The sequence below is a fragment of the Streptomyces sp. NBC_00335 genome, assembly GCF_036127095.1.
GTDB lineage: Bacteria > Actinomycetota > Actinomycetes > Streptomycetales > Streptomycetaceae > Streptomyces.
Genome location: NZ_CP108006.1, coordinates 7,609,528 through 7,628,079 on the forward strand (window position 1 = coordinate 7,609,528; position 18,552 = coordinate 7,628,079).

At 74.5% G+C, this 18,552-nt stretch carries 19 protein-coding genes; 8 read left to right on the plus strand and 11 right to left on the minus strand.

Going from position 1 to position 18,552, the window contains the following annotated elements; all coding sequences use genetic code 11:
* The first annotated feature begins 20 nt into the window (after positions 1-20).
* Positions 21-788: a hypothetical protein gene (locus OHA37_RS34510; protein WP_266911249.1), complete on the plus strand. Its 768-nt coding sequence runs from the start codon at positions 21-23 to the stop codon at positions 786-788.
* Here the strand turns inward: OHA37_RS34510 and OHA37_RS34515 are convergent.
* Positions 782-1,273 carry an SRPBCC family protein gene (locus OHA37_RS34515; protein WP_266911251.1) on the minus strand — a complete coding sequence of 164 codons (492 nt, stop codon included), beginning with the start codon at positions 1,271-1,273 and terminating at the stop codon, positions 782-784. The two genes, OHA37_RS34510 and OHA37_RS34515, sit on opposite strands and share 7 nt — an antisense overlap.
* 178 nt (positions 1,274-1,451) lie before the next feature.
* On the opposite strand from OHA37_RS34515, the gene OHA37_RS34520 reads away from it, so the two are divergent.
* Positions 1,452-2,030 (plus strand): GNAT family N-acetyltransferase, encoded by a 579-nt coding sequence (locus OHA37_RS34520; RefSeq protein WP_266911253.1) that lies wholly within the window; start codon positions 1,452-1,454, stop codon positions 2,028-2,030.
* Here the strand turns inward: OHA37_RS34520 and OHA37_RS34525 are convergent.
* The 5 genes from OHA37_RS34525 to OHA37_RS34545 all read right to left on the minus strand — a co-directional run bounded on the left by OHA37_RS34525 (position 2,003) and on the right by OHA37_RS34545 (position 8,595).
* Positions 2,003-4,474 carry a right-handed parallel beta-helix repeat-containing protein gene (locus tag OHA37_RS34525; protein WP_266911255.1) on the minus strand — a complete coding sequence of 824 codons (2,472 nt, stop codon included), beginning with the start codon at positions 4,472-4,474 and terminating at the stop codon, positions 2,003-2,005. The two genes, OHA37_RS34520 and OHA37_RS34525, sit on opposite strands and share 28 nt — an antisense overlap.
* 278 nt (positions 4,475-4,752) lie before the next feature.
* The gene (locus OHA37_RS34530; RefSeq protein ID WP_266911257.1) at positions 4,753-5,364 is read right to left on the minus strand and encodes an Rv1733c family protein; all 612 of its coding nucleotides are present in this window, start codon (positions 5,362-5,364) and stop codon (positions 4,753-4,755) included.
* Between the two features lie 238 nt (positions 5,365-5,602).
* Positions 5,603-6,427, minus strand: a complete 825-nt coding sequence (locus OHA37_RS34535; protein WP_266911259.1) for an MOSC domain-containing protein — start codon at positions 6,425-6,427, stop codon at positions 5,603-5,605.
* A gap of 72 nt (positions 6,428-6,499) precedes the next feature.
* Entirely contained in the window at positions 6,500-7,093 is a 594-nt protein-coding gene (locus OHA37_RS34540) for a DUF6643 family protein (RefSeq protein WP_266911261.1), read from the minus strand.
* Positions 7,094-7,350: 257 nt separating this feature from the next.
* Positions 7,351-8,595, minus strand: a complete 1,245-nt coding sequence (locus OHA37_RS34545; RefSeq protein WP_266911263.1) for a glycosyltransferase — start codon at positions 8,593-8,595, stop codon at positions 7,351-7,353.
* A 222-nt stretch (positions 8,596-8,817) separates the two neighbouring features.
* Between OHA37_RS34545 and OHA37_RS34550 the strand changes: the two genes are divergently transcribed.
* Positions 8,818-9,624 carry a glutamate racemase gene (locus OHA37_RS34550; RefSeq protein ID WP_266911265.1) on the plus strand — a complete coding sequence of 269 codons (807 nt, stop codon included), beginning with the start codon at positions 8,818-8,820 and terminating at the stop codon, positions 9,622-9,624.
* Positions 9,625-9,644: 20 nt separating this feature from the next.
* Here the strand turns inward: OHA37_RS34550 and OHA37_RS34555 are convergent, their stop codons facing one another.
* Positions 9,645-10,610: an ADP-ribosylglycohydrolase family protein gene (locus tag OHA37_RS34555; protein WP_266911267.1), complete on the minus strand. Its 966-nt coding sequence runs from the start codon at positions 10,608-10,610 to the stop codon at positions 9,645-9,647.
* Complete coding sequence (locus OHA37_RS34560; RefSeq protein ID WP_266911269.1) at positions 10,607-11,206, minus strand: TetR/AcrR family transcriptional regulator; 600 nt, start codon at positions 11,204-11,206, stop codon at positions 10,607-10,609. The genes OHA37_RS34555 and OHA37_RS34560 overlap by 4 nt, the downstream gene beginning before the upstream one ends.
* Before the next feature lie 133 nt (positions 11,207-11,339).
* Here OHA37_RS34560 and OHA37_RS34565 point away from each other — a divergent pair, with 133 nt between their 5' ends.
* Positions 11,340-12,371, plus strand: a complete 1,032-nt coding sequence (locus OHA37_RS34565) for an FAD-dependent oxidoreductase (protein WP_266911270.1) — start codon at positions 11,340-11,342, stop codon at positions 12,369-12,371.
* A 15-nt stretch (positions 12,372-12,386) separates the two neighbouring features.
* Here OHA37_RS34565 and OHA37_RS34570 read toward each other — a convergent pair whose 3' ends face one another.
* On the minus strand, positions 12,387-12,872 hold the full coding sequence (locus OHA37_RS34570; RefSeq protein ID WP_266911272.1) for a VOC family protein: 486 nt from the start codon (positions 12,870-12,872) through the stop codon (positions 12,387-12,389).
* Between the two features lie 81 nt (positions 12,873-12,953).
* On the opposite strand from OHA37_RS34570, the gene OHA37_RS34575 reads away from it, so the two are divergent.
* From OHA37_RS34575 to OHA37_RS34585, 3 genes are read left to right on the plus strand one after another with little or no spacing between them, the layout of a single operon-like run.
* Positions 12,954-13,469, plus strand: coding sequence for a hypothetical protein (locus tag OHA37_RS34575; RefSeq protein ID WP_266911274.1), 516 nt, complete (start codon positions 12,954-12,956; stop codon positions 13,467-13,469).
* Between the two features lie 40 nt (positions 13,470-13,509).
* Entirely contained in the window at positions 13,510-15,156 is a 1,647-nt protein-coding gene (gene lnt / locus OHA37_RS34580) for an apolipoprotein N-acyltransferase (RefSeq protein WP_266911276.1), read from the plus strand.
* A gap of 27 nt (positions 15,157-15,183) precedes the next feature.
* Entirely contained in the window at positions 15,184-15,678 is a 495-nt protein-coding gene (locus tag OHA37_RS34585) for an NUDIX hydrolase (RefSeq protein ID WP_266911278.1), read from the plus strand.
* Between the two features lie 25 nt (positions 15,679-15,703).
* On the opposite strand, the gene OHA37_RS34590 is transcribed toward OHA37_RS34585, so the two are convergent.
* Positions 15,704-16,543: a trypsin-like serine peptidase gene (locus OHA37_RS34590; protein ID WP_266911280.1), complete on the minus strand. Its 840-nt coding sequence runs from the start codon at positions 16,541-16,543 to the stop codon at positions 15,704-15,706.
* A 203-nt stretch (positions 16,544-16,746) separates the two neighbouring features.
* Between OHA37_RS34590 and OHA37_RS34595 the strand changes: the two genes are divergently transcribed.
* Positions 16,747-16,983 (plus strand): hypothetical protein, encoded by a 237-nt coding sequence (locus OHA37_RS34595; RefSeq protein WP_266911282.1) that lies wholly within the window; start codon positions 16,747-16,749, stop codon positions 16,981-16,983.
* A 39-nt stretch (positions 16,984-17,022) separates the two neighbouring features.
* Here OHA37_RS34595 and OHA37_RS34600 read toward each other — a convergent pair whose 3' ends face one another.
* Positions 17,023-18,510 carry a hypothetical protein gene (locus OHA37_RS34600; protein ID WP_266911284.1) on the minus strand — a complete coding sequence of 496 codons (1,488 nt, stop codon included), beginning with the start codon at positions 18,508-18,510 and terminating at the stop codon, positions 17,023-17,025.
* Positions 18,511-18,552 lie beyond the last annotated feature (42 nt).

An 18,552-nucleotide genomic window follows, 5' to 3' on the forward strand; every position in this document is an offset into this window, starting at 1 on the left:
GCGCGGCCTCGGGGGGAACCATGGCGGGCATTGAGTACAACAGGCCGGAGCGGGACGGGCGGACGCGGGACCAGGTCACTTCGCCGCCTTCGCCGTCCCCGGCGGCCGAAGCGGACCGGGGCGCGGGCTCGCTCCCCGGGTGTCCCAGCTGCGGCCGGGACGACGAAGTGCGTGCCGTCCAGGCGGTGTTCCTGGACGGGCACCGGCACGTCCGCGAGGAGAGCGGCGCCGGGGTCCAGCGGCGGGCCGTCACCAGGGAAACCGTCTCGCGCCTGGCCCGGGCCCTGGCGCCGACCGCGCCCGCACCGCGGATCCAGGGACGCAGCTGCCTGGGCGTGCTCCTCGTCATGGTGTCGCTCGGCACCTTCTGGGTCGGCGCGCTGGCCGGGCACTGGTTCGGCGGGAGTATGGGCGAGAACCGGCCCGGGTATCCGTACGAGGGGTGGGACGGGGCGGAGACCTCCGACCCGGAGGCCGGGCTCTTCTTCCTCGGCGTGATCTCGGCGATCGCGCTGCTGGCCGCGGTCGTCCTCTTCGTCAGGGCCTCCAGGGACGGGCGGGCGTACCGCGGGCGGATGGAGGCGGGCCTTGCCGCCGCCGAGCGGCTCTGGATCCGGAGCTGGTACTGCGGGCGTTGCGCCCGGGTCCACTTCGAGGGCGAGTCAGCGGCCCTGACGCTGCAGGAGTTCCGGGTGCGCGTGTGGACGGCCGGAGGGTACGGGGACCTGGCCGAAACCCATCCGGCGGTGGAGCTGATCATCGCCCGCCAACCCGACGGCTCCTACTGATCCGTACCGGTCCGCCGCGCCGTCAGCCGCAGGTCCAGCGCGCGGACCGCGGAGCGGAACGACTGGCCGAGTCCCGGCCGGGCCGCGGTCAGGGCGAAGCGCACGGGGGCCGGGCCGTCCGCCGCGAAGGTCCACTGGACGTGGGTCCCGGAGCCGGAGGGGGAGAGGCGCCACTCCTCCAGCAGGGCCCGTATGCCGGGGGCGTTGGTCTCGTCGACCCGGTACGCGTAGCGCCGCTCCGGATCCGCGGCCATGATCGTCTCCTGGAACCGGACCCCGCCCGCCAGCTTGACCTCGCGCCCGGCGCCCCCGTGGGTGGGCCGGGCCAGGGTCACCGCCCGGAACCAGCTCGGCCAGCCCTCGACCTCCTCGGCCAGCGCCCGGTACACGTCCCCGGGAGCCGCCGTGGTCCGGCCGGCGAAGACCAGGCGGGTGGGGGCGACCTCGATGAAGTCCATTCCTACGGGGCGGAGTCGGCGGGCCATGGCGGCACTCCCTCGGTTCGGCGGACGGCCGGGGCATCCGGCGGGCTGTCACCCTAGCTGTCGGTCCGTCAGTTGTCCGCTACGGGGTTGATCGGCTCGGGTGGTCGACCGGCGCGGGTCGACATGCGGGCGGGCAACCCGTTTCGCGGACCGGGTCCCGGCCGGGACAATGCCGCACATGCTTATCAGAGCAGCGCACATCGACGAACTGCCCCTCCTGCAGGACATCGAGCGGGCCGCCGGGGAATGCTTCCGGACCATCGGCATGCCGGAGATCGCCGACGACGAACCGCTTCCACTGGAAGAACTCCGCGGCTACCGGCGGGCCGGGCTGGTCTGGGTCGCGGCCGAAGGCGCCGGCACGGGGACCCCGGTCGGCTACCTCCTCGCCGACCGGGTCGACGGGAACCTCCACGTCGAGCAGGTGTCCGTGCACCCGGACAGCGCGCACCGCCGCATCGGACGGTCCCTGCTGGAACACCTCGCGGCGCGGGCCCGGGCGGAGGGCGCCCCCGCGCTGACCCTCACGACCTTCAGCGACGTACCGTGGAACGCCCCGTACTACGCCCGGTGCGGCTTCCGGACCCTGGGCGAGAGCGGCCTCGGCCCCGGCCTGCGGGACATCCGAGACCGCGAGGCCGTCCACGGGCTCGACCGGTGGCCCCGGGTGTGCATGCGCCGGGACGTCCTCGGCCCGGTCGGCCGCCCCAGCGGTGGGGCGGTGTCCGGTCAGAGCTCCGGAAGGTCCGCCGGGTAGAGCAGGGTGAGGTCGTCCTTGCTCGGCTCCGACAGCTGCGCGACCCGCCCCGCGTGCCGCTCGACCATCGACTCGAAGGTCTGGCGCGCGGTGCGGCCGTTGCCGAAGGCGGGTCCCTTGGGCAGGTCGGTGAAGTACGTCAGCAAGGCGTCGGAGGTCTTCTCGCCGAGCAGGTACTCGTGCTCCTCTGCCTGCTGTTCCACGATCCGCAGCAGTTCCCCGGGCCCGTAGTCCCCGAAGGTGATGGTCCGTGAGAAGCGGGAGGCCACGCCCGGGTTCACGGTGAGGAAGCGGTCCATCTCCGCCGTGTACCCGGCGACGATCACGACCACCGCGTCCCGGTGGTCCTCCATCAGCTTCACCAGGGTGTCGATCGCCTCGCGCCCGAAGTCGCGGCCCGAGTCCTCGGGCGCCAGCGCGTACGCCTCGTCGATGAACAGCACCCCGCCGCGCGCCCGGTCGAAGGCCTCCTGGGTGCGGATCGCGGTGGACCCGATGTGCTCGCCGACCAGATCGACGCGGGACACCTCCACGAGGTGGCCGCGCTCCAGCACCCCGAGGGAGGCCAGGATCTCCCCGTACAGCCGGGCCACGGTGGTCTTGCCGGTGCCGGGGGAGCCGGTGAAGACAAGGTGGCGGCGGACGGAGGCGGCCTTGAGCCCCGCCTGCTGCCGGCGCCGGCCCACCTCGATCATGTCGGTCAGCGCACGGACCTCGCGTTTGACGCTGTCCAGCCCCACGAGCGCGTCGAGGTGCCCCAGCACCTCGACCGAACCGCGGGCCGCGGCCTGTTCGGCCGTGCCGGAGTCCGTCTCGTCGGCCGGCCGCTGGGCCGGCACCCGCTCGGCCGTGCCCACCGCCGCGGGGCCCGGCGCGGCCGACACCGTACGGATGCCCGTACGCTCCCCGGCCGCCGCCACCCCCGCGCCCGAGCCGGCGCCCACACCGGAGGCGGACCGGGCGGCGAGGCGCGGGCCGGACTCGTCGCTCGTGCAGTCCTCGGCGACCGGGCCGTCCTCCGCGAACTCGTAGCCCCCGCGCGCGCAGCGCTCGGTGTGGCAGCGGTGCAGGGAGGTGCGGCAGCCGTCGATGACGTGGAAGCCGAAGCCCGCGCTGGCCGTGACCCGGCACGCGGTGAAGGTGCCGCGCCCGCCCGCCGACACGTAGAAACCGGCTTCGGCGGGGGAGCTGACCGTGCACCGCTCCAGCGTGGGATCCGCGCCCTTGGTGACGATCACGCCGGTCTGGACGGAGTCGATGGTGCAGTTGGCGAGCGTGCCGCCACTGCCGTGGTCGCGGAACCAGGCCCCCGTGGCCGCCTCCCGGATCCGGCAGTCGTCCAGCTGGGCCGTGGCCCCGTCGCTCACCGAGACGGCGGTGTTGCGCACCTGGGAGATGTCGCTGTCCACGACGTCCACGCGCGAACCGCGGTCCAGTACGAACAGCGCGTCCGGTACGTCGTGCACCCGGCAGGAGTCCAGCGAGACCCCGGCCCCGTCGCTGATCCAGACGGCCGGATAGTCGCCGGTGCTGTCGTGGATCTCGCAGGAGTCGGCGACGACGCGGGTGCCCGGGTCCCACACGGACAGGCCGTTGCGGCCGAAGCGGCGGACGGTGGTGCGGCTGAGCGTGAGCACCGAGCGGGAGCGCAGGTCCACCGCGTTCTCGGGGATGTCGTGGATATCGCAGCCGGCGAGCGTGAGGACGGCGTCCGTGTCGAGGGTGACCCCGTCGGCCGAGGTGCGGTGGACCGCACAGTCGGTGAGCACGGCGGTGGCCCGCGCGGCGATCTGCACGCCGGCGCCCTTGATCTCGTAGACCTCGCAGCCCAGCGCCTCCAGGCCCGAACCGTCGCCGGTCACGGCGATGCCCGCGCCCGTGGCGTGGTGGATCCGGCAGCGCTCCAGCCGGGGGCGGCCGCCCCCGCGCACGGAGACCCCGGTCTGGCCGGCGGCAACCACCTCGCAGTCGGCGAACACCCCGCCGCCGCCGTCCAGTACGGCGATGCCGATCCCGGCGGAGTTCTCCACCGTGCAGCGCCGGACCAGGGGCCGGGCGCCGCTCCCGCGGACCTCGATGCCGGCCGCCGAGCGCGTGCTCACCCGCAGGTCGGTGAGCTCGGGGGAGCCGTCCTCGACGAGCAGCGCGGGCGCCGTGGGGTCCTGGCCCTCCAGGTGGAGGTCCTGGATGACCGCCGAGGCGCGGACGGTCAGCGCGACCCCGTCGAGCGGTGCGATCCGCACCGAACCCAGCGAGCCCTCCGGGCCGCGCAGGGTCACGGCGTGGTGCAGCACCAGATTCTCCCGGTAGGTGCCGGGCGCGATGGACAGGACGTCGCCGTCGCCCGCCACGGCCAGCGCGGCGGTCAGCGTCGGATAATCACCGGAGCGGCGACGCCACCGCGAGGAACCGCCGTGCGTCACCTGGACCGTGCCCTGAGCCATGGTGCTGTCGTGCCCCCACCCTCGTGTTCCGTGTCTGCGCCTGCTGATCGTCCGCGGGCCCGAACCGTCCGCGTGTCCGACCGTGTACGTGTCTGCTGTGCTGTGCTGTGCCGTGTTCGTGCCGTGCCGTGTACGTGTCTGCCGTGCGCGCGCCCTGCCGTTTCGGGCTCGCGCCGCCGAATCGTCCGTCCCGATCGCCCGGCCGTTTCGACGGCCCCGATCGGAGCAGCCGCTCCGGCGCTCCACCGTAGCGCGCGCGGGGCCGGTGAGTTGCCAGGTCAGCTGCCCGCGCCCGCCCGGCCCCAGTCCGGTCCCGCCGCGGCCCACGCGCGGTCCAGCCGGATGTACCGCCGATGCATGAGCCTTCGTACGACCAGGCGGCGAAGCGTCTCCACCAGCGTGGCGATGCCCAGGGCCGCCGCGAGCCCCGCCACGCCCGCGTGGAAGCTGGCGGAGGAGGGGTCGAGGGGCTGCCCGACCAGACGGCCGTGCGCATCGGTCCATATCCGGAACCGGTCGCCGGCGTGCGGCGGTTCCTCCGCGGCCGGCACCGTGCCCTGGTGGTTGCTGCCGTCGGGCGCCGTCCACGACGCGACGATCTGCGTACGCTGCGGGGCCTGGCGCTGCGCCGTCGGATCGGTGGCCGCGCCGGGGAGCGGATCCGGTGTCGGCCGGATCACCACCGCCGGTACGAGATGACGCGCGTCCCGCTGTTCGCGCGCGGCCCGCTGCAGCGTGCCGTCGACCTGCACGCCGGCCGCCCAGCCGATGGCCGGAGCCACCAACAGGACGCAAAGCAGCGCCGCGAAGGCCACCCAGGCCTCGAATAGATCCGTCTGGCGGCGCAGCGGATTGCGCCGCCAGCGCCACACTCCCATTGCTGTCCGCACGGTCCGGCTCCCCCTACTTGTGCCAGTCTGCGCCTGCCTGCCGTCCCAGCCTCCCGCACGCCCCGGCCACCCGCATTCCGGGACGCGCGAGACGTGTGTCACCTGATCCGGTGCTCACGTCCCGAATGTTCCAACGGGCAGGCGGTGGCGGTTGGTTCCAGGGTGACGCCAGAGCCCCTCGAAGGTGTCAATCCGGGTGGTCCCACCGGCCCCCTGGAGGCTCTGTCCGCGCACGCGCTCACGCCAGGACCCGCACCTCGTCGCCGACCCGCAGCGTCCCCAGCCGCACCGGCACCAGGAGCCGCCCGAAGGCCAGGGACTTCCCGATCCGCCGGTGCCTGGCCAGGGTCTGGAGCGGCTCCTTGCCCCGCAGCGCCGTCGTCTGGTCGGTGGTCGTCACGACACAGCGTCCGCACTCGCGCGCCCCGCGGAAGACGGCGTCGCCGATCGCGACGCGTTCCCAGCCGTCCTCGGCCCACGCCTCGGCCCCGGACACCACCACGTTCGGGCGGAACCGGTTCATCGGGAGGGGGCCCTCGTCCGGATGGTTCCCCCGGGCGATCAGCGCGTTGAGCGCGTCCAGGGAGGCGAGGGTGGTGATCAGCAGCGGATAGCCGTCGGCGAGGCTCACGGTTTCGCCGGGCAGCGCGTACTGGGGATCCACCGGCCGCCGTACGGCCGGGTCGTCCAGGTGCACCAGGCGCGCCGGTACGCCGAGGTACGCGGTGAACCAGTCGGCGGCCGCTTGCGCCGCCGACACGGTCTCGATCTTCTTGCCGAAGAGCACCACCGGCTCCAGCGGACCCCGCCCCGGGACCTCCACCGTCAGATCCGCCATGCCCGGCGCCGAGACCTCGAACCCGCCGCCCCCCAGCGGACGGGCCCGCGCCAAGGCCAGCCTCGGCTGCTGGCGTTGGGTGATGACCGTGCCCTCCCCGTCCACCACCGCCCAGCGGCGGTCTCCGGACAGACCCCAGGGCTCCACGGCCACCTCGTCGGGTGCCGTCCCCGCCACCGATTTGACGGGATGGACGTGGAGCGCCTGGACACGCAGTTTCACCATGGGGAAATACTGCCAGCCGCCCTCACGGACTCCGCGGCGACCTCGTCGGAGGGGGCAGGCCGGGCGTGGCGGTCAGTAACCGCGCCCCTGCGGCTGGTACGGACGTCCGTACGGGTCCTCGAACGAGGCGGCCGGCACCGGCGCGGGCTGCGCCTGCATCGGACGCGGCGCGGCCGGGCGCATGGCCTCGTACCCGGTGCCGGCGGCGATCGGGCGGGGCTGCTGCGGCTGGGGCTGCGGAACGTAACCCGTGCGGGCCGCGAACGGCTGCGGCTGCTGCGGGACGTACGGCACCGGCGCCTGCTGGAGCGGCATCGGCATCGACATGGGCTGCGGCATCGGAGCCATCTGCTGCATGTGCGGCATCTGCTGGGGCGCGGCCTGCTGCTGGTACGGGTACCCGTACGCCGAGGCGTGCTGCGGCTGCTGTTGTTGCGGGCGGGCGGGCGGCAGCGCTGCCGGCAGGGCGGGGAGCGCGGACGCGAGGGCCGGGAGGTACCCACCGCTCGAGTAGCCGGCGCTCGGCGAGTCGTAGGCGGCGGGGACCCGGATCGGGGCGATCTGCGGGGTCCCGCGTTCGGCGACGAGGGAGTCGTAGATAGGGGTGTCCGGGAAGGAGGGCGCGGAGTAGTAACCGCCGCCATAAGTGGAGCGGGGGGAGGTCATGGACCTAAGTTAAGCCCACGACTTCACCGGGTCCATAGCGAGGTGCCGCCAACACCGCCCTGACCTGCATATTCGCAGGTCAGGGCCACAGCTTTCACTTGGCGTTCACGTGCACGATTTGGTCACTTCCGCCCCGTCTTGCTCCTACTCGTACTCACCGGTTGGGTGTTGCACGGATCGCGCGCGAACCTTGTGCTGACGAGCCGTCACAACCCACTGACCTCGGATGACGTGAAGGAGAAGGGTGGACTCCGGTTTCAGGCGTCGCCGGGGCGGGCATAGGTACGGCCCTTCCATGCGGCCCCGCGCCCGCGGTAGTGCTGCACGGCCGAGTCGACGGTCATCAGGAGGTACAGCAGCGTGGTGAGCGGGAGGAGCGGCGCGAGCACCACCGGCTGGTGGTAGTAGCGCAGCATCGGCAGGTAGGTGCCGGCCATCAGGAGCCAGGCCAGGCCGCCGGCCCAGGCGACGTCGGGCCGCCCGCCGGCGAGGCCGGCGAGGAGCGCGGCCGGCGGCACGAGGTAGACCAGGACCAGCCCGGCCACCGTTCCGGCCAGCAGCGCGGGCCGGTGGCGCAGTTGTGCGTAGGCGCTGCGCGAGACCATCCGCCACAGGTCCGCGAGGGAGGCGTACGGGCGCACGCTGTCCACCCGCTCCGCGAGCCCGAGCCAGATCCGGCCGCCGGCGCGCTGGACCGCGCGGGCGAGCGAGACGTCGTCGATGACGGCCTGCCGGATCGACTCGGGGATCCCCGCCCGCACGGCCGCCTCGGTGCGCAGCAGGACGCACCCGCCGGCGGCGGCCGCGGTGCGGGTGGCGGGGCGGTTGATCCAGCGGAAGGGGTAGAGCTGGGCGAAGAAGTACACGAAGGCCGGGACGATCAGCCGCTCCCAGACGCTGACGGCGCGCAGCCGGGCCATCTGGGAGACCAGGTCGAGATCGGCCGTCGTCGCGGCGGCGACCAGCTCGCGCAGGCTGTCGGATGCGTGGGCGATGTCGGCGTCGGTGAGGAGCAGGTACTCGGGGGCGGGGCCCTGGGCGGAGCCCTGGGGGGACTCCGGTCCGAAGTCCGGGCCGGGGTCGGGGCTCGGGTGGGCGCCGGAGCGGGCGCCGGAGCGTGCGTGCGCGATGCCGTGCCGGAGCGCCCAGAGCTTGCCGGTCCAGCCGGCGCCCGGCTCGCCGGGGGAGAGGACCGTGAGGGGCAGCCCGCACTGTGCGTCCGCGAGCCGCCGGGCGAGGGCGGCCGTTCCGTCCGTACTCCCGTCGTCGACCAGGATGACCTCGGCCTCGCCGGGATAGTCCTGCGCGAGCAGCGAGGGCAGGCTGTGCGGCAGCACCTCGGCCTCGTCCCTGGCCGGGACCACGATCGCTACGGACGGCCAGCGCGCGGGGTCGTGCCGGGGCGGGAGGCGCGTATCGGTCCGCCAGAACATGCCTTGACCGAGGGTGAGCCAGAGCCAGACGGCGAGCGAGGCGCACGCGGCGACGAGGAGATAACCCATCCCGGCAGTCTGCCGGGAGCGGCCCGCGGGGGGTGTCGGGACACCGGGGTTCGACGGGGCGGGTTGGGGCGGGGTTCGGGTGGGGTTCGGGTGGGCCGGGACGGCCAGCCGGGCCGTGGCGGGGCGGTGGCCGCTCCACGGTTGGCCGCGGAGTGGTGGCGTGGCGGGAGTGGCGGTCCTGTCGACCCGGGCGGGGGCGGGGGGATCCATTAAGGTGACCAAGTGAAGATCGCCCTGATGGACTCCGGAATCGGCCTCCTCGCGGCGGCCGCCGCGATGCGCCGGCTGCGGCCGGACGCCGAGCTGGTGCTGTCCTGCGACCCCGACGGGATGCCCTGGGGTCCGCGGACCCCGCAGGACCTCACCGGGCGGGCCCTCACCGTCGCGCGGGCCGCCGCCGCGCACCGGCCGGACGCGCTGATCGTCGCCTGCAACACCGCTTCCGTTCACGCGCTGCCCGCGCTGCGCGCCGCGCTGGAGCCCGCGATCCCCGTCATCGGAACCGTGCCGGCGATCAAGCCCGCCGCGGCCGCCGGAGGGCGCGTGGCCATCTGGGCCACCCCCGCCACCACCGGCAGCCCCTACCAGCGGGGCCTGATCCGTGACTTCGCCGACGGGGCGCACGTCACCGAGGTGCCCTGCCCGGGACTGGCCGACGCCGCCGACGCCGCCGACGAGGCAGCCGTCGTACGGGCCGTCGCCGCGGCCGCCGCACTGACCCCGGCCGATGTCACCGACGTGGTGCTCGGCTGCACGCACTACGAGCTGGTCGAGGATCTGATCCGGGCCGCGCTCGACCGGCGCACCGGCGGCGCAACGTACGCCTTCCACGGCTCCGCCGAGGCCGTCGCCGTCCAGGCCCTGCGCCGGCTCGGCGCCCGCCCCGAGCCGGGCCTGCCGTACACCGGCGGCCTGACCGTCCTGCTCAGCGGCCGCCCCGGCACACTGCCCGAGGCCGCCCTCGGCTACGCCGAAGGCCGCCTGCTGGCCGGGCGGAGCGCAGCCGTCGGGGGATCCCTCCAGGGGTGACCCCCGGGGAGGCGGACCCGTCAGCAGCCGGGCTGCCGCTGCTGCCCCGGAGCCGCCACCGCGTCGGCCCCGGCCTCCGCGAGGCGCCGGGCCAGTTCCCGTAGCCCGGCGGCGTCCAGGACCCGGCCCCCGAAGCCCGGCAGCGGTACGTGCAGCCGGGCCGTCCAGGACTCCGGGACCGCCGCCGCGCCGTACCGCGCCCCGGCCAGGGTGGCGGTGACCGCCGCCACCGTGTCGGTGTCGCCGCCCAGGTCCACGGCGGCCCGTACGGCGTCCGCGAAGCCCCTCGTGGTGCGCAGCGCCCACACCGCCGAGCCCAGGCAGGGCCACACCGCCCCGTTGGCCTCGGTGGCCAGCTCCGGATGCCAGTCAGGGGCGAGGATCCGCCCGTACCGCTCGCGGTGGTCCGGATGCACCTGCGCCAGCGTCGCGGGGAGCGCGGAGAGGGGGTCGTCGCCGTCGAGGGCCACGCGTACGAGGTCGTGCAGGACGGCCGTGCCTTCCCAGGCGGCCCGGTCCCCGTGGGTGAGCGCGGCGATCCGCCGGGCGGCGTCCATGGTCGGCTCCCGCCCGGCGGGGGCGAAGTACACCGCCGAGGTCGAGGCGCGCATCAGGGAACCATTGCCCGCCGCCCGTGCGGTGTCCTGGAAGTGCAGCGCGGCTGCCAGGTCCCACGCGTCGCCGCTCGCCAGCACGCTCCTCGTCTGCAGCCCGATGTCCTTGGGGCCCCCGGCCGCCCAGCGCCGGAACCGGCCGAAGACGTCGGGGAGTTCGAGTCCGCCGCAGTCCAGCAGGGATTCCCCGACCAGCACGGCCATCTGCGTGTCGTCGGTGGCCTCGCCCGGATCCCAGCCGCCGCCACCGCGCATCTCCTCGCCCCGGGCGCTCAACTGCCCGGCGGGGCCGAACTCGTAGGGCGCGCCGAGCGCGTCCCCGGCCGCAGAGCCGAGCACGGCTCCGGCGGCACGGTCGGTCCGGGTGGTCACGGGGTCTCCTCCCGCGGTCCGGGGCACACGCGGTCCAGCACCCCGCGCGCGAAGGCGTCCAGGTCGGTGAGGCCGGCCGCGGCCAGGGTGGCAGGAGCGCCCGCCAGGAGGTGGGGGACGGCTCCGTGCAGCGCGAGGGTGAGGGTGCGGGCCTGCTCCGGACCGGCCGGCAGGCCGGCGGCGGCCAGCAGGTGGCCGAACGCCGCGAAGTCCGCCGCCGCGATGGGGTCCAGGAGCTCGGCCAGCCACGGCCTTCGGGTCGCCTCGGCCTGGAGCTCCAGGTACGCCACCATGCGGGGCCGCCCGGGTCCGGCCGTATCGCGGAGCAGTCCGGCGAGCAGCGCGGCGAGTGCGGCCCGGTCGGCGGGTCCGGGTCCGGCCCCCGCGAGCCCGTCGGCCAGTGCCCGGTACTGCTCCAGGCAGCGCCCGGCGACCGCCTGCAGCAGCGCGTCACGGGTCGGGAAGTAGTTCTTGGCCGTACCGAGCGGCACGTCGGCCGCCGCGTCGACGGCCCGGTGCGTCAGGCCCCGCCCGCCCGCCTCGGCGAGCACCGCGATGGCCGCGTCCCGCAGCCGGTCCCTTCGGTCCTGGTTCACGTTGCCAGCATAACCACGCCCGTGGTACCACAGGTGTAGCACCACGGGTGTGGTGGTTCGGTGGGAGTGGTCAGAGCGGGGGCGTGCCGTGGACGTGAGTGCCGGGGTCAGGGCTGGGCGAGGGGGCTCGGCGGTGGTCGTCGGCGCCGGGGTCGGTGGCCTCGCCACCGCCATCGGTCTGCGCAGGGCCGGATGGGCGGTGACCGTTCTGGAGCGCCGGGTCGAGTCGGAGCGGTACGGCACCGCCCTCGGCATCCACCCCGCGGCCCAGGAGGCCCTCGACCGGCTCGGCCTCGGCGGGGTGCTCCGGGCGCGCGCGGTCCCGTACCGCGACGCGCAGATCCGGCGGCCCGACGGCCGGGTCCTGGCCGCGCTTCCGCTGGAGCGGATCGAGCGCAGGGCGGGCCGGCCCGAACTCCTCATCTCACGGCCCTACTTGATCGACGCGCTGCTCGCCGAACTCGCGCTGCTCGGGGGCGCGGAGATCGCGTACGGCCGGGCCTACGAGGCTTCGGCCGCGCGGGGCGCGGACCTCCTCGTCGGCGCCGACGGGATCAACAGCGCGGTCCGCGCCGAGCGTTTCGAGGGCGTGAGCCGGCCGCGCGAGCTCCGCTCCACGGCCTGGATCGGCACCGCCGGATTCGAGACCGGCGTCTACGGCGAGACCTGGGGCCGGGGCCGCTTCTTCGGGATGACCCCGGTCGAACCCGGCCGCACCAACTGGTACGCCACCGTGCCCGAGGCAACCACCGCCCAGGAACTGCGAGCCGCCTTCGCCGACTGGCACGACCCCATCCCGCGCGTGCTCGCCGACACCGACCCGCAGACCTGGATCCGCTACCGGATGCGCCACCTGTACCCGGCGCTGCCCTCCTTCACCCGCACGGCCCCGACCGGACCGGTGGCCCTGGTCGGCGACGCGGCGCACGCCATGACGCCGAACCTCGGCCAGGGCGCCTGCACCGCGCTCCTCGACGCGGAGGCGCTCACCCGGGCCGTTGCCGCCCGCGGACCCGGCGGCCTGCCCGCCGCGCTGCGCGCGTACGAAGGCGAGCGCCGTCGCAGTGCGCAGCGGGTGGCGTTCGGCTCCCGGACCCTGCACCGCTTCATGACGGTCCGCCGCCCGGCCCTGCGGGACGCGCTCGTCGGCCTGCTGCCCGGTTAGCGAGGCCCGGTCGGCCTAGGCGGTCGGGGTCGCGGCCAGTCGGCGTTCCGCTTCTTCTCCCGAGACGTCCTCCAGGTGGGTCAAGAAGATCCACGTGTGTCCGTACGGGTCGCGCAGGTGGGCCGTGCGGTCGCCGTGGAACTGGTCCGCGGGCTCCTGCAGCACTTCCGCGCCCGCCGCCGCGGCCGTCCGGACGAGGTCGTCCACGTCCGCGACGAACACGTGCAGCGCCACCGACGTCCCGCCGAGCGCGGTCGGGGCGGTGAAGCCGCCGCCGGCCGTGTCGCCGAGCATCAGTACCGCCCCGCCGACCCGTATCTCCGCGTGGATGACTCCGCCGCCCGGTGCGTCCAGCCGGAACTCCTCCACCGCCCCGAAGGCCCGTGCGTAGAAATCCAGGGCGCCGACCGCGTCGGCCACCATGATGTGCGGCACCACCGCCGTGCGATAGCGCTCCGGGATCGTCCGTCCTGACACCTCTGCCGCCTCGATGTTCGTCATGTCCGTGACCGTAGGACCTCAAGCGCGATTCAGGTCAAGAAGCCGGTGGCGTCCCTGCGGAACGTGAGTACGCTGCTACACATGACGGGTCACCCCCCGGGGCCGCTCTGGACGGGCCGGGCCTCCAACCGCGTGCAGTGGATCCTCGCCGGAGCCGGCGCGGCCTGTCTCGCGCTGGGCATCGAGCTCGCCGTCGACCACGCCTGGGGCGCCGGCATCGTGGCGCTGCTCATGGCGGTGATCGGCTGCCTCGCCGCGGGCCTGCTCATCCTCTTCGGCACCCTCGCCTTCGTGCACGTCGCCGTCACCGTCGACGTCGAGGCCATCGAGGTGCGCTGCGGGCACATCGGGCTGCCGCGCCGCAGGATCCGGCTCACGGACGTGGAGGCCGCCGAGTACGTGCCGCGGATCACCCCGCAGCAGTGGGGCGGCTGGGGCTACCGCTGGCGTCCCGAGCGCGGCACCGCCGTCATCGTCCGGCGCGGGGAAGGCCTGGAACTGAGGCTCGGCGACGGCAAGCTCTTCACCGTCACGGTCGACGACGCGGAGAGCGCGGTCCGGGTGATCCGCACCCATCTGCGCGCGCTGGCCCACTGACTCCGTCACCTGCACAGCGAGGGGACGTACACTCCGCCAGATGAGCAGCAGTGCGACCCGCGCGGCCGGGAACGATGCCGGAAACCAACCGCGAGGGCAGACGGAAGCGGAAGCGGTGGACGGCGTGCGGACGCAAGCGTCCGGGGCAGGGGCCGTGGCGGGTTCCCCCGCGCGGCGGTGGGCCGGACGGCTGGCGCGGCCCGGGCTCGCCGTCCTGTCCGGAGTGCTCCTCTACCTCAGCTTCCCGCCCCGCCCCCTGTGGTGGCTGGCCCCCCTCGCCCTGGCCCTGCTCGGCTGGTGCCTGTACGGGCGCCGCGCGCGGGCCGGTTTCGGCCTCGGCGTGCTGCACGGGCTCGGCTTCCTGCTGCCGCTGCTCGTCTGGACCGGCGAGGGCGTCGGCCCGGTGCCGTGGCTGGCGCTCGTCACCCTCGAATCCCTGCTGATGGGCCTCACCACCCTCGGCATCGCCCTCGTCAGCCGGCTCCCCGGCTGGCCGCTGTGGGGCGCCGCCGTTTGGATCGGCGGCGAGGCACTGCGCGCCCGGGCCCCCTTCGGGGGCTTCCCCTGGGGCAAGCTCGCCTTCGGCCAGCCCGACGGCGTCTTCCTGCCGCTCGCCGCGCTCGGCGGCACCCCGCTGCTCTCCTTCGCCGTGGCCCTGTGCGGATTCGGGCTGTACGAGGTCCTGCGTGTCGGCGCCGACACCCGCCGGGCCACCGCCGCGCTGCTCGCCGCCACCGCCGTGGCCGTCCCGCTCGCCGGGGCGCTGGCGGCCAAGCCGCTGGTGTCCGACGCGGCCGAGGACGGCACCGTGGTGGCCGCCGTCATCCAGGGCAACGTCCCGCGCGCCGGGTTCGACTTCAACGCCCAGCGCCGCCAGGTCCTGGACAACCACGCCAACCGCACGATCCAGCTCGCCGAGGACATCAAGCTCGGCAAGGTCGCGAAGCCCGACTTCGTCGTCTGGCCGGAGAACTCCTCCGACATCGACCCGTTCACCGAACCCGACGCCTACGGCGTCATCGACAACGCGGTCAAGACCATCGGGGTGCCCGTCGCCATCGGCTCCGTACTGGCCCCGGAGACCGGCCCGCTGCGCAACACGATGATCCTGTGGGACCCGGTCAAGGGCCCCGTGGACACCTACGACAAGCGGAAGATCCAGCCCTTCGGCGAGCGCATCCCGATGCGCTCCTTCGTCCGGCTCTTCAGCTCCGACGTGGACCGGGTGCGGCGCGACTTCGGCCCCGGCAAGGAACCCGGCGTCTTCGACATGGCGGGCAGCGGAGTCGGCATGGTCACCTGCTACGAAGCCGCCTTCGACGACGCCGTCCGCTCCACCGTCCGGGCCGGCGCCCAGGTCATCGCGGTGCCCAGCAACAACGCCACCTTCGGCCGCACCGAGATGACCTACCAGCAGCTCGCCATGGACCGGGTCCGGGCCGTGGAGCACAGCCGGACCGTACTGGTCCCCGTCACCAGCGGGGTCAGCGCGGTGATCCGCCCCGACGGCGAGATCGTCCAGCAGACGAAGCTGTTCACGGCCGACGCCCTGGTCGCGGAGATTCCGCTGCGCTCCACCGAAACGCCCGCCACCCGTTTCGGTCCGCTCGCCGAGTACCTCCTGCTGGCCGTGGCCGCCGCCGGACTCGGCTGGACGTTCGTACGCCGGATGCGCAGGGCCTCGTAAGGTCGCGGGGCCTCGTAAGGTCGGGGAATGACCACACCTGACTTCATCCGTACCCTGCGCGCCACCGCCGGTCACCAGTTGCTGCTGCTGCCGGGGGTGACCGCCGTCGTCGTCGACGAGCGGGGGCGGGTCCTGCTGGGCCGTCGCGCCGACACCGGACGGTGGTCGGTCGTCGGCGGGATCGCGGAGCCCGGCGAGCAGCCGGCCGACACGGCGGTGCGCGAGGTGTACGAGGAGACGGCGGTGCGGTGCGTACCGGAGCGCGTGGTGCTGGTGCAGATGCTCCCGCCGATGACCTACCCGAACGGGGACGTCTGCCAGTTCCAGGACATCACCTTCCGCTGCCGGGCCACGGGCGGGGAGGCGCGGGTCAACGACAACGAGTCGCTGGAGGTGGCCTGGTTCGAGCCGGACGCGCTGCCGGAGCCGCTGGAGTCCTTCGCGGTGGACCGGATCCGTCAGGCCCTGCGGGACGAGCCGACCTGGTTCGAGGCCGCCGCCCCGGTGGGCCTCGGCACCTGACCGCCCCGGCCCCGGCGGGCCGGGCTCAGCCGTTGCCGGAGGCCTCGCGGTAGAGCTCCACGGCCTGTTCGCCCATGACCGCGCTGTACGAGACCTCCGGCACGGTCCCGCCGCCCTCGTAGCCTCCGAGTACCCCCGCCAGTGCGCCGTCGACGAGCCAGGGGCTGCCGCTGGTGCCGCCGGTGAGGGCCGGGCATTCGATGCGGCGCTGGGTCCCGGAGAACAGGGTCGTGGTGTTGGCGCAGTACAGCGGGGACTCGCTGCGGCTCGGATAGCCCACGAGGGACACCGTGGCGTCGGCCGTCTGCTCGGCCGCGACCGGGAAGCCCCCGACCACGTCCTCGATCTGCCGTCCGACCGACTGTCCGTCTTCCGACTGTCCGTCTTCCGACTGCCAGTCGTCCGACTGCCCGCCGTCCAGCGGGGCCACCGTCGCGAAGGCGATGTCGGCGTCGGGGTCCTCGCCTTCCGTCCAGCCCGGGGCCACGTACACGCCGGTCAGCTTCCACAGGCCGTACGGGGCCGCGCCGTCGCGGTAGCCCGGGGCGAACACGGTGGTGTCGGGGCTGCCCAGGCAGTGCGCGGCGGTGACGATCACATCGCGGTCCCGGCTGCGCACCACGGAGGCGGTGCAGAAGTGGCCGCCGTCGAGCCCGCCCGCGAAGAGCGCGCCGACCCGCCCGGCCGTCTCGTCGGCGGAGGCCGTGACGGTGACGCCGAGCGGCGGTTCGGCCGGTGCGTCGGGGGAGTCGACGCCGAGCAGGGCCGCCATGGTGGCCAGGGCGAGCAGGATCCGCGCAGCGCGCCGGTCGCGGGCACGGGCGCGGGAGCGGCGGTCCGGTCGGGAGGGGAGGCGCTGGATCATGCTCCGAGCCTCACGGGGCAACCTGTGACCGGAGCCGGGGAATCCGTATGAATCCGCTGTGAATCGTCCGAGGAGGCCGACGAGCCCCTTCACGGGCCGGATCGGCTCCGCCCCCGGCCCGGATCGCGCGCCGGCCCGGACAGCGCGCCCACGAGGAGGGCATCGCCTACGATCCCGATCCGCTGCCGGAGGACCCCATCGAGTTGACCTACGAGGAGTTCCTCGACGGGGTCGTACGGATGCGCGAGCGCGGGGTGGCCCTGGCACGCGATCCGGAGCAGGCCTGGCCGCACTTCCGCGGCCGGCGCGTCGACTACGAGGCGGTCGCCTACGCCTTGGCCCACCGCATCGACGCGGTGCCCGCGCCCTGGTCCGGACGCCGCCGCGGGGGCCCCGTCGAGGTCCCCACCCCGGTGGACCGCAAGCGGGCGGACGGATAGCCGGACGGATGGCCGGACGGCCTGCCAGGCGCTGCGCCGTCAGTCGCGCCGCTCGTACACCGTCACCCGGCGGCCGCGGACCTCCCGGTCCTCCACCACGGTGAACTCGGCCCGCAGGACGGCCGCCTTCGCCCGGTCGGCCGGGGAGCCCGAGGGCTTCGCCGCCTTCCGCGAGTCCGTCACCAGGAGGACCCGCCGCTGCTCCCGCAGGGCCGCCGAGATCCGTGCCGGGTCGGCCTCCTCGCCCTTGAGGGTGCCCGACTCGGCGGGGCCGCGGGACAGCGCGATGTCCTTCAGGCCGGCGAACGCCCCGGGCGAGACCAGTGCGGTGTCCCGCCGGGCCGCCGGGACGAAGAGCACCGCGTCGCCGTCCCGCTTCAGCGCGGACACCTCCCCGGCCACCGCCAGGACGTCGTCCACCCGGCTGGCCGGAGACCGGTCGGCCAGGGCCACGGGCAGCAGCGCCGCCGCCGAGACCGCGACCACGACCGGCACGAGTGCGCCCGAGGCCTTCGGGTACCGGGGCGCGAGGGCCCGTACGGCCGCGCCCAGCGCCGCACCGATCAGCAGGGCCAGACCCAGCATGGAGAACAGCACGTACCGGTCCAGGAACAGCGGCTGGATCAGGGAGGCGGCGGCCAGCCCCAGCAGGGGCACCGCCAGCAGCGGCAGCCCGACCGAGGCCGCCGTCAGCCGGGCGGGGAGACCGGTGCGCGGCCCGTTCCCGCGGTCCGCCCACGCGCCGAGCGCGCCGACCGCCAGCAGGACGCCCGGGCCGATCATCATGTGCCAGGTCAGCGGCGGTATCCAGGAGACCTGGCCGGACTGGGTCCGGCTGAACAGGATCAGCGGCAGCGCCCCCGCCACGGCCGCCGCCGAGGCGAGCAGCCAGGGCGCCACGACACCGCGCCGGGCCCGCGCCCACCACAGGGTCACCGCGTGGGCGGGCAGGATCAGCAGGGAGAACCAGTTCAGCAGGGCGCAGACCAGCACGAGAGCCCCGTACGCCGTCCAGCGCGGCAGGGTCCGCCACCGCCCGGGATCGGTTCCGGTGCCCGCGATCAAAGAGACCAGGAGCAGGGTCGACAGTCCGGCCCCGCCCGCGATCAGGGCGTAGGACCGGCCCTCCTGGAGCTGGAACTGCACGGCCGGCAGCAGCCCGAGGGCCAGCCCGCCGCCCAGCCCGGCCCACGGGCCCGCCAGCCGGCGCCCGATCAGCGCCACACAGGCGGCGGCGACCGCCACCGCCAGCACCGAGGGGAGGCGCAGGGTGGTCGTGCTCGCCCCGAACACCTCGAAGAGCACGTGCATCAGCAGGTAGTACAGGCCGTGGACCGCGTCCACATTCCCGAGGAGCTGCCAGATCTCAGCGGGGGAGCGCTCCGCCACCTGCCAGGTCGCCGCCTCGTCCCGCCACACGCTGTTCTGCCGGGAAAGTCCCCACAGGCCGAGCGCCAGGGTCCAGAGGACCGGAGCCAGCCATATGGGATACGGCCGTCGGATGCCGGTGGATATGTGGGAAGTCATGAAGGCGTACGGATCCTCGGGCATCAGTTCGGGCAGAAACCA

What these genes read in the sequence shown, in the direction of transcription:
- OHA37_RS34510 (WP_266911249.1), top strand. Translation starts at nt 21, where the DNA reads ATGGCGGGCATTGAGTACAACAGGCCGGAGCGGGACGGGCGGACGCGG.
- OHA37_RS34515 (WP_266911251.1), bottom strand. Translation starts at nt 1,273, where the DNA reads ATGGCCCGCCGACTCCGCCCCGTAGGAATGGACTTCATCGAGGTCGCC.
- OHA37_RS34520 (WP_266911253.1), top strand. Translation starts at nt 1,452, where the DNA reads ATGCTTATCAGAGCAGCGCACATCGACGAACTGCCCCTCCTGCAGGAC.
- OHA37_RS34525 (WP_266911255.1), bottom strand. Translation starts at nt 4,474, where the DNA reads ATGGCTCAGGGCACGGTCCAGGTGACGCACGGCGGTTCCTCGCGGTGG.
- OHA37_RS34535 (WP_266911259.1), bottom strand. Translation starts at nt 6,427, where the DNA reads ATGGTGAAACTGCGTGTCCAGGCGCTCCACGTCCATCCCGTCAAATCG.
- OHA37_RS34540 (WP_266911261.1), bottom strand. Translation starts at nt 7,093, where the DNA reads ATGACCTCCCCCCGCTCCACTTATGGCGGCGGTTACTACTCCGCGCCC.
- OHA37_RS34545 (WP_266911263.1), bottom strand. Translation starts at nt 8,595, where the DNA reads ATGGGTTATCTCCTCGTCGCCGCGTGCGCCTCGCTCGCCGTCTGGCTC.
- OHA37_RS34570 (WP_266911272.1), bottom strand. Translation starts at nt 12,872, where the DNA reads ATGACGAACATCGAGGCGGCAGAGGTGTCAGGACGGACGATCCCGGAG.
- OHA37_RS34575 (WP_266911274.1), top strand. Translation starts at nt 12,954, where the DNA reads ATGACGGGTCACCCCCCGGGGCCGCTCTGGACGGGCCGGGCCTCCAAC.
- lnt (WP_266911276.1), top strand. Translation starts at nt 13,510, where the DNA reads ATGAGCAGCAGTGCGACCCGCGCGGCCGGGAACGATGCCGGAAACCAA.
- OHA37_RS34585 (WP_266911278.1), top strand. Translation starts at nt 15,184, where the DNA reads ATGACCACACCTGACTTCATCCGTACCCTGCGCGCCACCGCCGGTCAC.
- OHA37_RS34590 (WP_266911280.1), bottom strand. Translation starts at nt 16,543, where the DNA reads ATGATCCAGCGCCTCCCCTCCCGACCGGACCGCCGCTCCCGCGCCCGT.
- OHA37_RS34600 (WP_266911284.1), bottom strand. Translation starts at nt 18,510, where the DNA reads ATGACTTCCCACATATCCACCGGCATCCGACGGCCGTATCCCATATGG.